General features: G+C 36.2%; 18 protein-coding genes. 5 read left to right on the top strand and 13 right to left on the bottom strand.

Annotated elements, in window-relative coordinates; translation table 11 throughout:
* Positions 1-417 (bottom strand): 2-amino-4-hydroxy-6-hydroxymethyldihydropteridine diphosphokinase, encoded by a 417-nt coding sequence (folK, locus tag A1704_RS22325; protein WP_062676203.1) that lies wholly within the window; start codon positions 415-417, stop codon positions 1-3.
* Between the two features lie 20 nt (positions 418-437).
* On the opposite strand from folK, the gene sppA reads away from it, so the two are divergent.
* Complete coding sequence (gene sppA / locus A1704_RS22320) at positions 438-2,195, top strand: signal peptide peptidase SppA (protein ID WP_062676202.1); 1,758 nt, start codon at positions 438-440, stop codon at positions 2,193-2,195.
* Between the two features lie 78 nt (positions 2,196-2,273).
* Here sppA and A1704_RS22315 read toward each other — a convergent pair whose 3' ends face one another.
* The 7 genes from A1704_RS22315 to rpmB all read right to left on the bottom strand — a co-directional run bounded on the left by A1704_RS22315 (position 2,274) and on the right by rpmB (position 5,847).
* Entirely contained in the window at positions 2,274-2,534 is a 261-nt protein-coding gene (locus A1704_RS22315; RefSeq protein WP_034694983.1) for a GlsB/YeaQ/YmgE family stress response membrane protein, read from the bottom strand.
* Positions 2,535-2,606: 72 nt separating this feature from the next.
* Entirely contained in the window at positions 2,607-3,560 is a 954-nt protein-coding gene (ftsY, locus tag A1704_RS22310) for a signal recognition particle-docking protein FtsY (RefSeq protein ID WP_034694984.1), read from the bottom strand.
* A gap of 15 nt (positions 3,561-3,575) precedes the next feature.
* Entirely contained in the window at positions 3,576-4,043 is a 468-nt protein-coding gene (locus tag A1704_RS22305; RefSeq protein ID WP_062676201.1) for a RidA family protein, read from the bottom strand.
* A 157-nt stretch (positions 4,044-4,200) separates the two neighbouring features.
* Positions 4,201-5,157, bottom strand: coding sequence for an MBL fold metallo-hydrolase (locus A1704_RS22300; protein ID WP_062676200.1), 957 nt, complete (start codon positions 5,155-5,157; stop codon positions 4,201-4,203).
* A gap of 85 nt (positions 5,158-5,242) precedes the next feature.
* Positions 5,243-5,395 (bottom strand): DUF4295 domain-containing protein, encoded by a 153-nt coding sequence (locus A1704_RS23930; RefSeq protein WP_002976755.1) that lies wholly within the window; start codon positions 5,393-5,395, stop codon positions 5,243-5,245.
* 20 nt (positions 5,396-5,415) lie between these two features.
* Complete coding sequence (gene rpmG, locus A1704_RS22295; RefSeq protein ID WP_027373683.1) at positions 5,416-5,598, bottom strand: 50S ribosomal protein L33; 183 nt, start codon at positions 5,596-5,598, stop codon at positions 5,416-5,418.
* 6 nt (positions 5,599-5,604) lie between these two features.
* A complete protein-coding gene (rpmB, locus tag A1704_RS22290) occupies positions 5,605-5,847 on the bottom strand; it encodes a 50S ribosomal protein L28 (protein ID WP_002976757.1) in 243 nt (80 codons plus the stop codon).
* Between the two features lie 270 nt (positions 5,848-6,117).
* Here rpmB and A1704_RS22285 point away from each other — a divergent pair, with 270 nt between their 5' ends.
* Positions 6,118-7,800, top strand: a complete 1,683-nt coding sequence (locus A1704_RS22285; protein WP_082798852.1) for a T9SS type A sorting domain-containing protein — start codon at positions 6,118-6,120, stop codon at positions 7,798-7,800.
* A 137-nt stretch (positions 7,801-7,937) separates the two neighbouring features.
* Here A1704_RS22285 and lnt read toward each other — a convergent pair whose 3' ends face one another.
* Positions 7,938-9,572: an apolipoprotein N-acyltransferase gene (gene lnt / locus A1704_RS22275; RefSeq protein WP_062676197.1), complete on the bottom strand. Its 1,635-nt coding sequence runs from the start codon at positions 9,570-9,572 to the stop codon at positions 7,938-7,940.
* Positions 9,573-9,628: 56 nt separating this feature from the next.
* Here lnt and A1704_RS22270 point away from each other — a divergent pair, with 56 nt between their 5' ends.
* A complete protein-coding gene (locus A1704_RS22270) occupies positions 9,629-10,042 on the top strand; it encodes a VanZ family protein (RefSeq protein WP_062676196.1) in 414 nt (137 codons plus the stop codon).
* Here A1704_RS22270 and proC read toward each other — a convergent pair.
* From proC to A1704_RS22250, 4 genes are all read right to left on the bottom strand, one after another.
* Positions 10,032-10,835, bottom strand: a complete 804-nt coding sequence (gene proC / locus A1704_RS22265) for a pyrroline-5-carboxylate reductase (protein ID WP_062676195.1) — start codon at positions 10,833-10,835, stop codon at positions 10,032-10,034. The genes A1704_RS22270 and proC overlap by 11 nt on opposite strands.
* A gap of 311 nt (positions 10,836-11,146) precedes the next feature.
* Positions 11,147-12,160: a UDP-N-acetylmuramate dehydrogenase gene (murB, locus tag A1704_RS22260; protein ID WP_062676194.1), complete on the bottom strand. Its 1,014-nt coding sequence runs from the start codon at positions 12,158-12,160 to the stop codon at positions 11,147-11,149.
* Positions 12,161-12,163: 3 nt separating this feature from the next.
* Positions 12,164-12,649 (bottom strand): hypothetical protein, encoded by a 486-nt coding sequence (locus A1704_RS22255; RefSeq protein ID WP_062676193.1) that lies wholly within the window; start codon positions 12,647-12,649, stop codon positions 12,164-12,166.
* Between the two features lie 10 nt (positions 12,650-12,659).
* Complete coding sequence (locus A1704_RS22250) at positions 12,660-13,865, bottom strand: pyridoxal phosphate-dependent aminotransferase (RefSeq protein ID WP_062676192.1); 1,206 nt, start codon at positions 13,863-13,865, stop codon at positions 12,660-12,662.
* A 226-nt stretch (positions 13,866-14,091) separates the two neighbouring features.
* Here A1704_RS22250 and A1704_RS22245 point away from each other — a divergent pair, with 226 nt between their 5' ends.
* Positions 14,092-16,584 (top strand): GEVED domain-containing protein, encoded by a 2,493-nt coding sequence (locus A1704_RS22245; RefSeq protein WP_062676191.1) that lies wholly within the window; start codon positions 14,092-14,094, stop codon positions 16,582-16,584.
* Positions 16,585-16,727: 143 nt separating this feature from the next.
* Complete coding sequence (locus tag A1704_RS22240) at positions 16,728-17,912, top strand: hypothetical protein (protein WP_062676190.1); 1,185 nt, start codon at positions 16,728-16,730, stop codon at positions 17,910-17,912.

Below are 17,912 nucleotides of genomic sequence, written 5' to 3'. Positions count from 1 at the left end.
TTAAATAAAATCTTTCAATAATATTCTGGAAAAATCCCTTTCAAAAAGATGTTTTTTATGAGGGACTTCTAACCTTTCTGATTTAAAATTTAACTCATTATACTTAATGATATCAATGTCTATAATCCTGTCAGTATAACCTCCGGATACTTTTGAATCATTAATTCTTCCCATCTCAACTTCTATATTCTTAATACAATCAAGCAGTTGGATTGGTGAAAGATGAGTGAATATTATTGCTGCAATATTACAAAAAATATTGGAACTGACAAACTCTACAGGGTCAGACATTAAAAATTCGCTGGTTTGTGAAATGTGATTTCCAGCATCATTTATCATCTTTAATGCAAGCTCTACATTTTTTTTTTGCTCTCCTAAGTTACTTCCCAGTAACAAAACGACCTTATGCTGCGACATATTAGAAAATTGATTGATTTATGAGAAGTTTCTTTAAAAATGTTTTGGCAAATATAGTAGCAATTATCATACTTTGCGCTCTATTTTTCATCTTTTTCATTATGATGCTTGTGTTCAGTGCGATGGGGAATGATAAGTCGGTGGCGGTAAAAAAGAACTCCGTTCTTACGATTAATTTAAAGACAAATATAATCGATAGTCCTACTGAAGAAGAGATGGGGTTATTCGGCTTGGGTGCTCAAAATAAAAGTATCCTTATATATGACGCACTGGAAGCTATCAATAAAGCAAAAACTGATGACAATATTAAAGGAATCAGTATAGAAACTGATTATTTATCTGCAGGACTTACTCAGATTGATGATCTGAGAAACGCCATTGAAGATTTCAAGAAAAGCGGAAAATTTGTATATGCATACGGAAATGGAGTATCACAGTCTGCTTATTATTTAGGATCTGTTGCTGATCAATATTATCTGCATCCTGCAGGAATGGTAGAATTAAAAGGTCTTTCTACAGAGGTTGCTTTCTTCAAGGATTTTGCAGATAAATACGGGATTGGAATTGAAGTAATTCGTCACGGTAAATTCAAGTCTGCAGTAGAACCTTTTCTAAGAAATGATATTTCTCCTGAAAATAAAGAACAGTTAAGCACTCTCTTGAATGACCTTTGGAAAAACACTTCCAATAAAATGGCTGCTTCAAGAAAAATTGATACTGCTCAGTTCAGAATGATCACAGATAGTTTGTATGGAATGATTCCTGAGCAAAGCTTAAAATATAAACTAGCAGATAAACTGATTCAGAAATCAGAATACGAAGATCTTCTTAAGGCTAAGTTAAGCGTAAAGAATGACGAAAAACTGAACAAGATTTCTTTGACAAGTTATATCAATTCTTATGCGGATGAAGATAAATCCGGCGAAAAGATCGCAGTACTGTATGCTTCAGGATCTATTAATAACGGAGATGAATACAATGATATTCATTCTGAGAAATATGTGAAGTATATTAAAAAACTTCAGGAGGATGATAAAGTGAAAGCGGTTGTTTTCAGAATCAACTCTCCGGGAGGAAGTGCTAATGCTTCAGATGAGATCCTATTTGAGTTACAGCAGCTGAAAAAGAAAAAACCACTGATCGTATCTTTTGGAGACTATGCGGCATCAGGAGGATATTATGTAGCAATGGCTGCAGATAAAATTTATTCAGAGCCTAACACACTTACCGGTTCTATCGGAGTGTTCGGAGTAATGCCTTACTATAAAGATATTGCGGCTAAAAACGGAATCCGTGCAGATATTGTTTCTACCAATGCCAACTCTATGTATTATTCCGGGTTAAACGGAGTAACGCCTTATGGAGTGAATATGATGACAAGAAGTGTAGAAGGTACTTACAAGAGATTTGTTCATTTTGTAACTCAAAACAGAAAGAAAACTTTTGAGCAGATTGACAATGTAGGAGGCGGTAGAGTATGGAGTGGTGTTCGTGCCAAGCAAATAGGATTGGTAGATGAATTGGGTACTTTAACTGATGCTGTGAAATTTGCCGCTCAGAAAGCAGGATTAAAATCTTATCATGTAGAGGCTTTCCCTAAGAGAATGACTCCGTTCGAGCAAATCTTTAAAGACCTGAATGAAGAGGACGTTTCTGCCAGAATTATCAAGAACAAGATTGGTAAATCCAACTATGAAATTCTGCAGCAGATTACAGATAAGAAACTACAATCTGAGGTGAAAATGGAGATGCCATATCAGATTAGAATTAACGACTAACTAAATTTTATATTGTATACAAAAATCCCGGACCTGAAATTTCAGATCCGGGATTTTATTTTTTTATCAGCTTTACTATCAGCTTTTCTTTGTGGCCATTCCGTAAATCCAGAGAATGATTAAAGCTCCTCCGATTGAGAGAATCCAGCTTCTTGGATTCCAGAATGAGGTAACATCTCCCCAGTGTAAAACGTAAACTCCTATAGCTCCTCCTACAAATGCTCCCAGAATTCCAAGGATAATAGTGATTAGCCATCCTCCTCCCTGAGTTCCAGGCATGATCATTTTAGCGATAGCACCTGCAATAAGACCGAATAAGATCCATGTAATAATTCCCATAGTTGCAAATTTTTTTATTGTTAATATTTTAAAAATGATTTGTTACTAATATAAGGGAAAACATGATATAAATCATCTTTTCTTGAAGAATGAGTCTACAAATTCCGTACCATTAAAAAGTTGTAAATCCTGCATTTTTTCGCCTACACCGATATACTTCACCGGAATCTGGAACTGATCGGAGATACCGATTACAACGCCTCCTTTGGCTGTTCCATCCAGTTTAGTTACTGCTAAAGCATTTACTTCTGTTGCCGCTGTAAACTGTTTTGCCTGTTCGAAAGCATTCTGTCCTGTAGAACCGTCAAGTACTAATAGAATCTCATGAGGGGCATCAGGAATTACTTTCTGCATTACTCTTTTGATCTTGGAAAGCTCGTTCATCAGGTTGATCTTGTTATGAAGTCTTCCTGCAGTATCAATGATGACAACATCTGCATTTTGAGCTACAGCACTTTGTACTGTATCAAAGGCTACTGAAGCGGGATCTGATCCCATTTCCTGTTTTACAATAGGAACACCCACTCTTTCACTCCAGATAACAAGCTGATCAACGGCAGCAGCTCTAAAGGTATCTGCAGCTCCAAGAACTACTTTTTTACCTTCTGATTTGAACTGGTGAGCCAGTTTTCCGATGGTTGTTGTTTTTCCAACTCCATTTACCCCTACGACCATGATGACGTATGGCTTTTTGGAAGTATCGATATTTCCTGTACCGGCATGCGGATTTTCAAGCAATAATCCTGAAATCTCATCACGAAGAATTTTGTCAAGTTCGTTGACGCCTACATATTTATCTCTGGCAACACGTTCTTCAATTCTTTCAATGATCTTGATAGTGGTAGAGGCTCCTACATCGGAAGCAATCAGTACTTCTTCCAGATCATCCAGAACTTCATCATCTACTTTGCTTTTACCGACTACGGCTTTCGTCATTTTTTCAAAGAATCCCTGGCTGGATTTTTCCAATCCTTTATCTAAGGTTTCTTTTTCTTCCTTTTTGAAAATATTTTTAAACCAACTCATAGTTTTAGTTTATTCTTATTTATTTTTAATCACTGCTGTGGCTTCTACTTCTATAAGCACGTCATCTCTGAAAAGTTTGCTCACTTCCACAAGGCTGCTTACGGGAGGGTTTTGAAGGCTGATATGCAAATCCCTTACTTTTCTGAAATCAGGCGTTTTTTTGATGTCTGTGGTATAAATTACCAGTTTGATAATATCTTTTCCTGTACCTCCATATTCTTCCAAAATGTTTTCAATATTTTTGAAAACTTGCTGCGTCTGCTCTTCAATAGTATTTCCCACAAGATTACCTTCAGAGTTCAGAGGAACCTGTCCGGATAATAAAATCATTTTAGAATTTCCACAGTCAATACTTACTGATTGTGATAATCCTTTAATAGTGAAAACTTTTGGCGAACTTTTATATTCTACAGAATTCATTGTTTTCTGACTGAATGAAAATAGAAAAGTTGCTGTACAGGCCAGAACAAGTATCTTTTTCATACTTTACTGATTAATAATCTGGTGAGCAAAGATAACAAAAAAACTACCCAAAACAGGAGTTGTTTTTTTATATGTAAACAAAGTCTTTATTATTTTTATTTCCTGAAGCTACTTATCAGGAGTTTTATTGTTGTCTCCTCAATGAAACTGATTGTCGCTATAATTCAAACTCATCTCCCATTCGTGCAATATTAAAACCTTTTTCTATGACCTGTTTACTTTGTTTGCTTTCCGAATTTAAAATTTTATTGGTATGATTAAAATGGATAAAGAAAATTCTTTTTTTATATTCAGGTGACAGGCTTTTAAACAGTTCCATACTCTCCACTACAAATGGGTGCGGGATATCTTCAATATTTCTGTAGCCTATTTCTTCCGAGTCATAGAATGTACCGTCCAGAAATGCATAATCTACTGTTTTTATCAGATCTGTAATATTGTATTTCCACTTATTCCATTTGTCTATATCCGGAATGAATAACGCCTTTTTATGAGGCCCTTTAATGATGAAACCAACCGTTTCTGAATATTCATCACGATGAGGAACCTGTATAGGAGTAACTTCCAAATGAGAGTTCACCTGTGTTGGTGTTTCATTCTGCATCTCATAAGGAACAATATTCTGCAAACGGATCAGCTGAGACCACGGTCCATTGTTTTCGAAAAACTTTTTAAGCCGTGGCATGGTGTACACAGGAATATCCCTGGAATTCATAGCTTCTTTCCCCAAAAACATAAGACCTGTATAATGTCCGATATGAGCATGGGTGATAAAGATACCATCAGGTATCGTTTTCTTCGGAATGGCTGTATGTTCCATCAGGAATTGCAGTTGCTGGGTAAAATCCGGACTGGCATCGAAGATATAATTTTTCTGCAGCTCTTTATCAATAAGTCCCAGAGAAGTTATTTTCCTGTCTTGCAGAGGATGTTTCCAGAGGTCCAAACAACATTCTTTACGGCATCCGATCTGGGGTGACCCTGCGTCCTGTACATTTCCTAAAACAATAATTTTTACATTCCCAGGAGCGCTTTCTTTGTTTTGAAGACTTTGAGAATGATATAAAGATCCAGTGAATAATAGGGAGGAAAATAAAATAAAGAATTGCTTCATAATGTGTTTTTTTTATGAAACGAATATAACAAAAAAACTACCCAAAAAAATGAGTAGTTTTTTTATATTGTAAACAAAGTATTGATTATTTTTTTAAATAACCGTCTACTTCGTCAGCATTCATTACTTTTTCTTCGAAAACGTAAGCTCCTGATTTAGAAGACTTAACCATTTTCACCACTTTAGTCATCTTCTTAGACTGACCGCTTTGTAGGGTTGCTACTACTTTCTTTGCCATGGTAAGTTATTATTTATAAATTACTTAATTTCTTTGTGAAGGGTAGATCTCTTAAGAACTGGATTATACTTTTTAAGCTCTAATCTCTCTGTAGTGTTCTTTTTATTTTTTGTAGAAATGTATCTAGACATTCCTGGCATACCACTTTCTTTGTGCTCTGTACATTCAAGGATTACTTGAACTCTATTTCCTTTTTTTGCCATGATTTATTAATTCTTTTTAATCAATCCGTTTCTAGTAGCTCTTTCAATAGCTTCCTCGATTCCAATCTTGTTAATCACTCTCAATCCATGAGCTGATACTTTCAGTGTAACGTGCTTATCTTGCTCCGGAAGGTAAAACTTCTTCTCTAATAAGTTAATTTCAAAACGACGCTTCGTTTTGTTATTAGCGTGAGAAACGTTGTTACCAACCATTGCACGCTTTCCTGTTATTTGGCAAATTCTTGACATATCTCGATGTTCTTATTTGTATAATATTTGAGAGTGCAAAATAACGAAGAATTTTTTAGATAGACAAATCTTTTGGAAAATATTTGCAAATAAGTGGCTGATTAATAATATTGAATTTTTAAAATAGCAGAATCCTTGGGATACAGCAGATAAAGGGTGCTGATATATTTCATACAGCCTTTTTTTTACCCTCAGAATTTAATATTCTATCTTTGTTTTTAATTAATCTAAATAAAAACAACTATGAGGAGGATTTATATTCTATGGTCTATGATACCAGCCAGTCTGATGGCTCAGAACTTTACTGAGGTACACACCAGCATGAATAATTTTTATTATTCTGCAGCTGATATTGCGGATATAGACAACAATGGGACGCTTGATATTGTGCTCAACGGAGCAATAGATTCTGATGGGGACGGAAATGTAGACAGTACCTATAATGAAGTATATCAGAATAATGGGACAACCTTATTGCCATTTGTAGGATTGGGAGCTGATGTAACCCATCTTGGAGATATTAAGTTTATTGATTATAATAATGATGGTCTGATGGATATTATTTCTACAGGACTCAGCTATATGGATGTTGTTAATTATAAACAATACCGATTCAAAAATACCGGGACAGGATTTGTAAAAGAAGCAGAACTGCCTGGTAAAATTTATGGTTCTCTGGAAGTTTTTGATTTTAACCATGATGGGAAACCTGATTATGCCATTAATGGAACTCAATATGCTCATGGAGGAGGTTTTGGAAATAGCTTGGATTATTACAAAAACACAGGCGCCGGTTTTGATCTTACGGAAAATTGGATAGATGGAACTCAGAGTGGAAGTTTTAAAGTAGTAGACCTCAATAACGACAATCTGCTGGATCTTGTGATTATAGGATCGGATATTAATGGTGATGCGGTATCCAAAGTATATATGAACCAGGCTGGAGTTCTGACTCCTACACAGGATCTTGCGCCTGTAGCAGTGGGTAAAATAGATTTTGCAGACTTTAATGCAGATGGTTTTCTGGATATCGTGGTAATTGGAAGAGATGCCAACGATGATGCCTATTCTGCTGTTTTAATGAATGATGGTACCGGTACATTAACTCCTCAGACTATTGCTGTAAACGATATTTCAGATGTGGCACTAAGTGTTGGTGATTTGAATAACGACGGCTATTACGACTTTATTATTTCAGGGAATGAAAATTACAACGCTGTTGTGAAAACCTATATCTATGATGTTTCCAATCATACATTCAATGAAGGAACTGTAACGGGTATTACTGCGCTTGGAGGTCCGGGACTGGTGCAGCTTTTTGATTTTAATAATGATCATCATCCGGACATCTTATTGGGTGGATTCGACTGGTCTGCTTCAGATCTGCCTTCACTGACTAAAGTATTTAAAAATAATTCCACGGCAGCTAACGCAAAACCTGCAGCGCCTACTCAATTGAATCTGACTAAAAACGGAAATCGTTTCAATTTTACTTGGAGTGGCGCATCCGACGATAGAACTCCGGTGAATGCTTTGCGTTATGAAATTACCGTAGGATCTACACAGGGAGCTCATGATATTGCAAAATACATAGTAACAACATCATCATGGTTTCTGCAGCTTGATCCGGCTGTCCAGAATGTATACTGGAGTGTAAAATCAATTGATGCTGCAAAAGTATATTCTGACGCTTCTGCACAAAGTGTGTTGGGAACAGCGGAAATTAAATCTGAAAAGCAGCTTGTTATCTATCCCAACCCTACGTCAGATAAAGTATATATCAAAGGAGAAAAAGTTTCGGAAGCCGAAATGTATTCTATGGATGGAAGAAAACTGAATATCAGTATCAATGGAGATCAGTCTATTGATGTTTCTCATTTATCTAAAGGAGTCTATTTATTAAAACTGAAGATAAAAAACGAAATAACCACCAGAAAGCTTACGATTAAGTAATTGAATCAATTCTATCTTCTATCAATGAGAAAAGCCAGACGTCCAGCTGGCTTTTCTCTTTTTTATGGAACAAAATCTTTATGATCTGCAGATCTTGTGTTATTCGTGCGTAAATTTGTGCAATTAGTTTTTGAGAACTAAGCTTTCTTTGTTTTCTTTTTGAACCATTCAATCAGATAGTAGAACAATAAGAATCCTAACGCAAATATGGAAAACCTTGAAAGAAGATCTCCTGCTCTTGTATAAAATGTCATGGTATCATACAGGTTTACTTTTGCGAATAAGGCTGTCTGGTCACCATAGAAGGTGTCAGCAGTTACCTCACCTTTAGCATTGATATGTGCAGAAATTCCGCTGTTGGCCGCTCGGGCAATTTCTCTTCTGGTTTCAATAGCTCTCAGTTTAGCATAAGATAAAAGCTGTTTGTGTCCTTCTGTAACGCCCCACCAGGAGTCGTTGGTCATAATACCTAAGAAATTAGCTCCTTTTTTGACATAGTCTGTCACAAATTCACCATAAATACTTTCATAGCAAATGATAGGCGCTAGTTTCCCTTTGTTGTAAGGATTCGAAAAGGCAACTCTTTCTTTATCTGTTCCCAAAGAAGCTACTGTTCCTCCCAGATTCAGCATAGCATCTCCAAGCAATGGCTTTAAAACATTCATATAAGGGAATATTTCAACGCCTGGCACTAATTTTCCTTTGTGATAAGCCTGTACTTTTTGGTTAGGTACCAGTTGAATGGCGGTATTATAACTGCTCACCCAAACTCCGCTGTTGATCTGGTATGCTTCTTTTGGTAAATCGGCTGGATTATAAAAAAAACGGTGTGAAGAAATTCCTGTTGCAAAAACAGATCCAGGGTGATTGGATAAAAATCCTTTGATATTATTGAGAAGTAAACTCTTTTCAAAAGCTGTTTCGGAAATAGATCCTCTTCCCGGTAAAGCTGTTTCTGGGGCAATATAATAATCAATTTTACCTGTTGAGTTTTTTTCAGCAAGTGCTAATAAATCCTGTTCTATGGTTAGACTGTCTTTCGAATATTTTTCAGCATAAGGATCAAGATCCGGCTGCAGCATCAGAACATTAACTTGTCCTGTTGGTTTCTCATCGAAATTATTGTATTTGATTACCGAAATAATCATAGGCAAAGCAATTAAAGCTCCAATAATAGCCGAATTTTTGATCAAATCTTTTCTCTTTCTTCCGGCTTCCCATGTTCTTACTGTGTAAAAAATAAGTACATTAATCAGTAGAATCCAGAAACTTCCTCCGGTTGCTCCTAAAGTATCATACCACTGGATCAGTTTTGGGTAGTCTGAAAATACATTCCCAAGGTTTAGCCAGGGCCACGTAAGTTCCCATCCCAGATGAAATTTTTCAAAACTCATCCAGATAGCGATTAAAAATCCTAATCCCCAATATGTTCCCTGAGCATTTTTGTACCAGTGATAACATTGGAATACTAAAGAATATAAAAGAGAATTGACCAGTACCGGAAATAAAACAGCCATCAGAGAGTGGCTTCCGTCAGGGTTTTTGGAACCATACAGCCATCCTGTGGTTACTACATTCCAGATGATAAAACACAGATAAGATAATCCAAAGACCATCCAGCTTTTCCTTTTATAATCTGAAAATTTTGAAATTCCGTGCTCCATCATAAGAAGAGGAACAAGAGCAAAAAATATAAAAAACGGAACCCCATAAGTTGGCCATGAAACCGACAGCAGCATTGCTGAAATAAGTGTAAGTAGAACGTATTTCATTAAATTATTTTAATACACAAATTTAATATTTTTGAAATGAATATATTAGCAGTTCGATGTTAAAGAAAATTTATAAAATCATTATTGTTCCGTACACTCTGTTTTTGCTCTATTTGATGTTTTTAGGAATGGGCAGATTTCAATATGAGGAAAATCTCATTACGGTAGAACCTTTTTTTTCTACTATAAAATTTATTCAGGGGCCCAATAAGACGATAGATATTGTGAGGATTGTTTTAGGGAATATCATAATGTTTATTCCTTTTGGATTTTTGGGTTGGATCATTCCTGAACTGAAAAAACTGAAGCCGTTATTATTTGGTTTTATCTCATGCATCGTTATTGTAGAAGCTCTTCAGTATTTTACCAGGATGGGAATATTTGAAGTAGACGATATCATCCTGAATACTTTTGGGGTGTATCTGGGATTGAAGATTTGCGGATTGATTGAAAAAAAAATTAATCATTAAGTTCCTTTGCACGCTTTTCGGCGTTCAGAATTCCCTGCTTCAGAATTTCTTTAAAACTGTTTTCTTCAAATGTTTTTAAAGCAGCTTCAGTAGTTCCGCCTTTGGATGCAACATCTTTGATCAGCTCTTCAAGATTCTTTTCTGAATTATTGATCAGATGATAAGCCCCAAGCATGGTCTGTTTTACAAAAAGCTTGGAAAGATTTTCTTCAATTCCCATTTCAATACCTGCTTTAATCATAGCATCGATGATATAATAGAAATATGCAGGACCACTTCCTGAAAGGGCGGTGACACCATCCAGAAGTTCTTCGTTCTCCAGATAAACCGATCTTCCTGTGCTGTTCAATAATCTTTCAATATTGATTAACTGGCTGAAAGAAATTCCATTAGCTGCAGTATAACCTGTGATTCCCATTCCCAGAAGGGTAGGAGAGTTCGGCATTGCTCTTACCACAAGTGGATGATTCAGTAATTTCTGGATTTTTTCAATATTGATTCCCGCCATGATCGATAAAATCATCTGGTTTTCTTTAAATGTAAATTGAATATTTTGGGCAACGGTTTGAAAATCCTGAGGTTTTACAGCAATAATAATAAGATCAGCATCAATTTCTTTTACTTCTTGAAAAGTGGAAATTTTAGATTTGGGAAATTCCTCAGCTATTTTGGTGATTTTTTCCTGACTCCTGATAATAAGATGCAGATGCTCAGGTTTGATCAGTTCGTATTTCAGGAATGATTTTGAAAAAGAAAGTCCCATATTTCCGGCTCCAAGAATAGCTATTTTCATCGCAAATTGTAATTTTTAAGCTAAAATAATGATTTTCCGGAGACTGGATATGAATTGATTCTGAATTAATTTTTGTTACTCAAGGGCAAAGGTGCAAGATTTGAATAATATGCTGTTTTAAGGCGTAAGAAAATCGAAGATTTTCAGCAAGAGTGAAATAAAATTAATGTCATAAAGATCTGTGCTACCTGAGAAATCCGTGCGAGAAATATATTTCATAAAATAAGACTTCAAAATATTGGACACTTATAGATAATTAAGAAATAAAAAAAGACTGAATTCATATGAATCAGCCTTTGTGTATTTTTAGATTAAATAATATTCACTTCCCTTTCTAATTCTATTCCGAATTTTTCTTTTACAGAATTAATAATCTCAGTGGAAAAATCAAATATTTCTTTTCCGGTAGCATTTCCTGTAGCATTGATGATGACCAGAGACTGCAGTTTGTGTGAAGCTACATTTCCGATCTGCTTCCCTTTCCACCCACATTGCTCAATCAGCCATCCGGCAGGGACTTTTACCATCTCTCCATTCGGGTAACCCTGAATATTTTCAAACTGTTGTTTTAATGCTTCAAACTGAGCCAAAGGAATAGTAGGGTTCTTGAAAAAACTTCCGGCATTTCCGATTTCTTTAGGATTTGGTAATTTGCTTTGTCGGATATTGATCACTGCCCTGGAAACATCCTGAATTGTAGGATTTTCAATGCCAAGATTTTCCAGTTCAGATTTGATAGCTCCATATTCTGTCTTGATAAGGTGATCTTTTTGAGTCAGTTTAAAAGTAACTTCCAGAATAACATATCTGCCTTTTCCTTCCTGTTTGAAAATAGAATCTCTGTATCCGAATCTGCATTGGTCAAGAGTGAAAGTTTTCAGTTCAAGATTTTCTAAATCCAATACCTTACAGCTTATAAAAATATCTTTGATTTCTGTTCCGTAAGCTCCGATATTCTGCATGGGAGAAGTTCCTACATTTCCGGGAATTAAAGAAAGATTTTCAAGGCCTCCATAATTTTTTTGCAGGCAGAACATTACAAATTCGTGCCAGTTTTCCCCTGCTTTTGCGGTTACCCATACTTCATTTTCATTGATATGCTCTTCAGAAATTCCTCTTAAATTAAGTTGAATGGCAAGACCGTCAAAATCTTTGGTAAGAAGAATGTTACTTCCGCCTCCTAAAAAAAGAAGCTGAAGAGATTGGGTTTCTGCAAAATTAAGTGCCTCTTTTAACTTATCAATGGTATTGACTTCAGTAAAAAATCGAGACTTGGCTTCAACACCGAATGTGTTATAAGATTTTAATGAAAAGTTTTCTTGCATGTTTTATTGGTATTCTTTAGGAAGAATCTTGTCTAGTTGTTCTTTAACTTGCTGTAGCTGCTTGTAATGTATAGTGTCTGCATAAGCATTCACATAGATATGTGATTTTTTGGGAGTCCGAATCTGGAAGGTTTCATCTATTCCGTCTACGGACTGTTGACTGTGAGAACTTTTTATATGGTCAAGATCTACAATGTTAATAGATGATGTAAGCTTTTTCCACGTTTCGGAATTGATGGCAGATGCCCACGCTTTATGGGTTTGATTGGCTGTCATTCCTTTTTCTGCAAAAACAGAATCTTTTGTGGCTTTGATAATCCTGTAGTTTCCGAGGTTTCCTTCAACATCAGATACACTGATGAAAGTAATTTCGTGTGGATTTTTAGGGGAAACAGGCTGTTCTGTCTTTTTGGAGTCACAGGAAAAAAATGCCGACAGCAAAAGGATCGAAAACAGGATTTTCAGATGGAGTTTTTTTGTTGTCGGCATAGGATCTATTTTACAGACTGAATTCTTCTCTGTACTTCTTTAAAGCTTCTTTAAGAATTTCAGCACTTCTTTTTAAATCTTCTTCTTTCAGAACGTAAGCAATTCTTACCTGTTTTTTACCTAATTCAGGATTGCTGTAGAATCCTCCTGCAGGCGCCACCATGATGGTTTCGTTATTCAGAGAATATTTTTCAAGTAACCACTGAGCAAATTTTTCAGTATCGTCTACCGGAAGTTCGGCAACACAGTAGAATGCTCCTCTTGGTTTAGGGCAAATTACCCCAGGAATAGCATTTAAAAGATCTACCAATACATTTCTTCTGTGGGTATATTCTTCTCTTACGGCTCTGATGTAAGGTCCATCATTCTGGTGTGCTGCTGTTGCTGCAATCTGTCCTAAAAGAACCGGGCTTAATCTTGCCTGTGCAAAAAGCATGGCAGCATTGCGGATCTTGTTGGAACGTGTTAACATACATCCGATTCTTACACCACACATAGAGTAACGCTTGGATTCTGAATCAATGATGATACAGTTTTCAGCTAATTCAGGGAAATCAAGCATTGAAATCTGTTGCTTCCCATCATAAACGTATTCTCTGTAAACTTCATCAGAAATGATTACGATGTCATATTTCAAAGCAATTTCTGCCAGTTTCTGAAGTTCCTCACGGGTATAAAGATATCCGGTAGGGTTTCCAGGGTTACAGATAATGATTGCTCTTGTTTTCTCTGTAATTTTTTTCTCGAATTCCTCAACAGGTGGCAAAGCAAAACCAGTGTCAATTGTAGAAGGAACTGCTACTACATTCACATCAAATGTGCTGGTGAATCCATTGTAGTTGGCATAATAAGGTTCAGGAATAATCACTTCATCCCCTTCATCACATAAAGTAGAGATGGCAAAGTTTAGTGCTTCAGAACCTCCGTTGGTAACAATAAAGTTATCAGGAGTAAGATCTGAGAATCCTAATGAATGGTAGTATTCTGTAAGGGCTTTTCTGTATTCAATATTCCCTTCAGAAAGCGCGTATTCCAATACTTTTAAATCGATGTTTTTTAAAGCATTTAAAGCTGTTTCCGGAGTTTCAATATCAGGCTGCCCGATATTAAGGTGATATACTTTTATTCCTTTTTGTTTTGCTTGTAACGCAAAGGGAACCAGTTTTCTTACCGGCGATGGCGGCATATGCAGTGCTCTGTTTGAAATATTCGGCATTGTTCAAAAAATTTGTATGACAAAAATAGGATTTAATTTCTCAATAATAAAATTAAGAATCAACAAGAAGGTGTTTCATTAAGCCTTACGTTGTCTTTAAAATTTACTGATTTAAATAGTTTTTAATATTAATTTGTCATACATTTTAAATAAAGTTTAGGATTTTGTTAAAAATAATATTTTCGTATTGTTATTTTTCCTAAATTTCGCCACAAATGTGATTAAAATGGTAATAAATTTATTTTCTAGAGTGGTACCTGCTATCGCTCTGTTTTCTGCCAGTGTATTCATGGCTCAGAATTATCAAACTATGCCGGTCTCTTCAGGCTTTACAGCCGATGTGATTGCCAACGGGATAGGTTCTTCAACAATTAGTACAAATAATGATGTAGACGGAGTTTCTTATGCTTTTGTAGCTAAAGATTTTCAGCTTACATCATCAAGTAATGCCATTACGTATGGGATTCCTGTTGACGGAATTATTAATTCTGTAGTGGCAACCACGCCCGGATTGAGTTTTCAGTTAGCAAATTTGAATACGAATAATTCTTTAAGACTGGCTGCAACCAATGATAACGGAACTTTGGCATTTACAACACCAAAGGCAGCAACCAAGCTGTATATGCTTGCTGTAAGTGGAAGTGGTACTTCTACGGTAAGTGTGGTGGTAAATTTTACAGATGGCAGCTCGCAGACGTTTTCAGGTATCAGTCTTGCTGACTGGTATAATGGACCTAATTTTGCGATCCAGGGGATAGGAAGAATTAAAAAGCCGGGAGCTACTCCTGGAGCTGGTGATGATGTTCCTTCTCCTGAAGGCGGAACTAATCCAAGATTATATCAGGCTGAACTGGCAATAGATGCAGCCAATCAGGCAAAACTAGTACAAAGTGTAACAGTAACCAAAGTAAGTGGTTCTGGGATACCAAATATTTTTGCTTTTTCAGCAGATGCTTATTCGGATTGTATGCCTCCTGTATTGCAGGCGGTTTCAGGGATCACAGCTAATTCTGCTTTAGTGTCATGGACAGGTAGTGCTGCCAGTTATGATGTATACCATAGTACTTCAAACACAACACCGGCGAGCTCAGTAGCACCTACTTATCCGGGAGTAACAGGTACCAGCACAACAATAGGAGGTCTTAACTCCAATACAACTTATTATTATTGGGTAAGATCCAATTGTAACACGGCGACAGGCCAAAGTGTATGGTCTTTTGCAGGCACATTTAAGACAGCTTGTTCTACTTTCACCGTTCCATATACAGAAAACTTTGATACCACAAGTACAGGTTCCAGCTCAAATACGAATGCACCAAGCTGCTGGGCATATTTAGAAAGTGCGTCATTTGCAGGATATGGTTATGTAACCACAACGAATAATTACTCAGCACCTAATGCTTATTATATGAATAATTCAAGTGGGACAACAGGTAGCCAAATGTTGGTTGCACCTCCTACTATAAATCTTTCAGATGGTACGAAGAGGGTAAGATTTTATGCAAAAGCCGGAGGAAGTAATTATACATTATTAGTGGGAACATTATCAAACCCTGCAGATCCTGCTTCTTTCACACAAATTGGTTCTCCTATTACTTTAACAACTACCCACACCCAATATACCGTTAATATTCCCGTGGGTACTGATTTACAGTTAGCATTTAAACATGGTTTAGGAGGTTCTTCACGTTCTATTTATATTGATAATATTACCGTTCAGAATATTCCTTCCTGCCTTGAACCAACAGCACTTATGTCATCAAACGTAACAATGAACTCGGCAACAATCGGTTGGACGGCACCAGCTTCAGTTCCTGCAAACGGATACGAAGTATATTACAGTACAACCAATACAGCACCTGATGCTACAACGGTATTGAATGCTACCAATTCCGTAACTTCTACCACTATTTCTGCACCATTAAGTTCATTATCTACGGATACGAATTACTATGCCTGGGTAAGATCTGTATGTAATGCTAGTGATAAAAGTATCTGGAGTGAAGCGACTGCTTTCAGAACGGGATATTGTCTGCCTTCATCCAGTTCTCAGAATTCCTGGCTTTCTGACTTCAGTTCTACAGGAGGCCTTGTAGATATGGCTTATTCATCTGGATCAAGTGTTGCAGGTGGGTATCAAAACTTAACAACAAGCAGTAACAAAATAATCAATGCTCCGGGGTCCAGTACTTCAGTATCTTTCACTGCCGGTGGTCCTACATGTGGAATCGGGGTTTGGGTAGACTGGAATAATAATTTAACTTTTGAAGCTTCAGAAAGAATGTTTGTTACTAACACTTATATTACAAATGCTTCGGGATCTATCACTGTGCCTGCAGGAACACCTCTGGGAACTTATAGAATGAGAGTGGTGACTGATTATAATAGTACAGCCCCTTCAAACCCTTGTTCTGCTATTTCAAGAGGAGAATTTATTGATTTTACATTTGAAGTAGCTACTTCTTTATCAACTTCAGAAACGCAATTGAAGAAAAAAGAAGTGAGTGTATATCCTAATCCTTTCAAAGATGTTCTGCATATTGCGGATATCAAAGATGTTAAATCTGTAACTGTTACAGATGTAGCGGGAAGAGTAGTGAAAACTATTGACAATCCTACCACAGAACTTCAGTTGGGTGAATTGAATGCCGGTTTATACTTAGTGACGATGAACTTTAAGGATGGTTCAAAATCAACAGTAAAAGCCATTAAAAAATAAAATTTTTTGAGTTAATAATTTCTGTAGACGGCTGCATTTGTGCAGCTGTCTTTTTTGTGACCGGTTTATTAATAACTGGACAAAATATTATCAGAAAATGTCCATAAAATTATTATACATTTGCACCGAAAACTATAATATCCATGAATAAATTTAAACTACTTTTTTTAATACCATTATTTTATTCCGAATTTTCCCAGGCTCAGCGAATTGATAAAGAAATAATCAGTTTTCAGCTTTTAAAAGAGCCGGTTTTTCCTACGGAACTTTCCAATAGAAATTATACGATTACGGTAAAGTCTCCCTATAACATTACAAAAGATGATGTCATAAGAATCTCAAAAGAAGACCATCAGAAAAAGGTAGATAATTATCAGACGAATGTTGAGAATGCCAAGTATGAGCATCAGGAAAGATTAAAAGACTATGATGCTGAGGTGAAAAAACTTCAGGAAAAATACAAACTTGAATCTGCAGAATACAGCAAATTGTCAGCGGTTGAAAAAATTGCCGCAACCAACGGTGCTCCTACGCTTAGACTTCCTTCAAGACCTGTCCTTAATATTCCTCCAATGCCGGTTTACCAGCAGCCCGACCTGAGAGATGCTTTAATTGTGGATAACAAAATTCTGGCTTCTCAAATCGATGTGATTGGTTTTTCAAAAGGTGGAAATTATCTTGACATTGTGATTGAGATGGAAAGAACAAACTTTCAGGACAATCAGGGAAAAACCTTTGCCAATCAGCCTACAAAAATCACGGCGAAGCAGGACGGTGCCATAAAACTGGATAAAACCTACTTCTCAGATTTTGCTGAAATAGCAAGTGTTCCAACTAATGAAATTAATCTGAATGCCCAGGAAAAAAGATTTCTGCAAAGAACAATTGACCGTACAAGAAATATTATCAATGAAAACTTCGGCTATCAGACCATTAATTCTACAGTCACATTAGCAACTGTAAAAAATAAAGGAGAGTATGATGATCTGGAAAAAGCATATATCTATGTGACGACCAATCTGAAGAAACTTCAGGCAAAATCTGATTATGCACCGAATAAAATTGCCATGGAGAACATGCAGAAAGGAATTGATCTTTGGAAAACAGCTTTAACAAAAGTAAATTATAATGATAAGAAAGCAGTTTACAATCAGAAGATCGGAGAATACCTTTATTTTAACCTGATCAGATTGAATATTGCGTTAGGTAATTACCAGGAAGCAGAGAAATATTTAAATGAGTTACAGGAACATTTAGTAGATATTAAACTGTCCTACGATGCTAATCTTGAACTGAAAAGACTGGAAGAAAAAATTTATAATAACTAA

The organism is Chryseobacterium cucumeris (assembly GCF_001593385.1).
GTDB lineage: Bacteria > Bacteroidota > Bacteroidia > Flavobacteriales > Weeksellaceae > Chryseobacterium > Chryseobacterium cucumeris.
This window is presented reverse-complemented; position numbering and strand designations above follow the sequence as displayed.

What these genes read in the sequence shown, in the direction of transcription:
- folK (WP_062676203.1), bottom strand. Translation starts at nt 417, where the DNA reads ATGTCGCAGCATAAGGTCGTTTTGTTACTGGGAAGTAACTTAGGAGAG.
- sppA (WP_062676202.1), top strand. Translation starts at nt 438, where the DNA reads ATGAGAAGTTTCTTTAAAAATGTTTTGGCAAATATAGTAGCAATTATC.
- A1704_RS22315 (WP_034694983.1), bottom strand. Translation starts at nt 2,534, where the DNA reads ATGGGAATTATTACATGGATCTTATTCGGTCTTATTGCAGGTGCTATC.
- ftsY (WP_034694984.1), bottom strand. Translation starts at nt 3,560, where the DNA reads ATGAGTTGGTTTAAAAATATTTTCAAAAAGGAAGAAAAAGAAACCTTA.
- A1704_RS22305 (WP_062676201.1), bottom strand. Translation starts at nt 4,043, where the DNA reads ATGAAAAAGATACTTGTTCTGGCCTGTACAGCAACTTTTCTATTTTCA.
- A1704_RS22300 (WP_062676200.1), bottom strand. Translation starts at nt 5,157, where the DNA reads ATGAAGCAATTCTTTATTTTATTTTCCTCCCTATTATTCACTGGATCT.
- A1704_RS23930 (WP_002976755.1), bottom strand. Translation starts at nt 5,395, where the DNA reads ATGGCAAAGAAAGTAGTAGCAACCCTACAAAGCGGTCAGTCTAAGAAG.
- rpmG (WP_027373683.1), bottom strand. Translation starts at nt 5,598, where the DNA reads ATGGCAAAAAAAGGAAATAGAGTTCAAGTAATCCTTGAATGTACAGAG.
- rpmB (WP_002976757.1), bottom strand. Translation starts at nt 5,847, where the DNA reads ATGTCAAGAATTTGCCAAATAACAGGAAAGCGTGCAATGGTTGGTAAC.
- A1704_RS22285 (WP_082798852.1), top strand. Translation starts at nt 6,118, where the DNA reads ATGATACCAGCCAGTCTGATGGCTCAGAACTTTACTGAGGTACACACC.
- lnt (WP_062676197.1), bottom strand. Translation starts at nt 9,572, where the DNA reads ATGAAATACGTTCTACTTACACTTATTTCAGCAATGCTGCTGTCGGTT.
- A1704_RS22270 (WP_062676196.1), top strand. Translation starts at nt 9,629, where the DNA reads ATGTTAAAGAAAATTTATAAAATCATTATTGTTCCGTACACTCTGTTT.
- proC (WP_062676195.1), bottom strand. Translation starts at nt 10,835, where the DNA reads ATGAAAATAGCTATTCTTGGAGCCGGAAATATGGGACTTTCTTTTTCA.
- murB (WP_062676194.1), bottom strand. Translation starts at nt 12,160, where the DNA reads ATGCAAGAAAACTTTTCATTAAAATCTTATAACACATTCGGTGTTGAA.
- A1704_RS22255 (WP_062676193.1), bottom strand. Translation starts at nt 12,649, where the DNA reads ATGCCGACAACAAAAAAACTCCATCTGAAAATCCTGTTTTCGATCCTT.
- A1704_RS22250 (WP_062676192.1), bottom strand. Translation starts at nt 13,865, where the DNA reads ATGCCGAATATTTCAAACAGAGCACTGCATATGCCGCCATCGCCGGTA.
- A1704_RS22245 (WP_062676191.1), top strand. Translation starts at nt 14,092, where the DNA reads ATGGTAATAAATTTATTTTCTAGAGTGGTACCTGCTATCGCTCTGTTT.
- A1704_RS22240 (WP_062676190.1), top strand. Translation starts at nt 16,728, where the DNA reads ATGAATAAATTTAAACTACTTTTTTTAATACCATTATTTTATTCCGAA.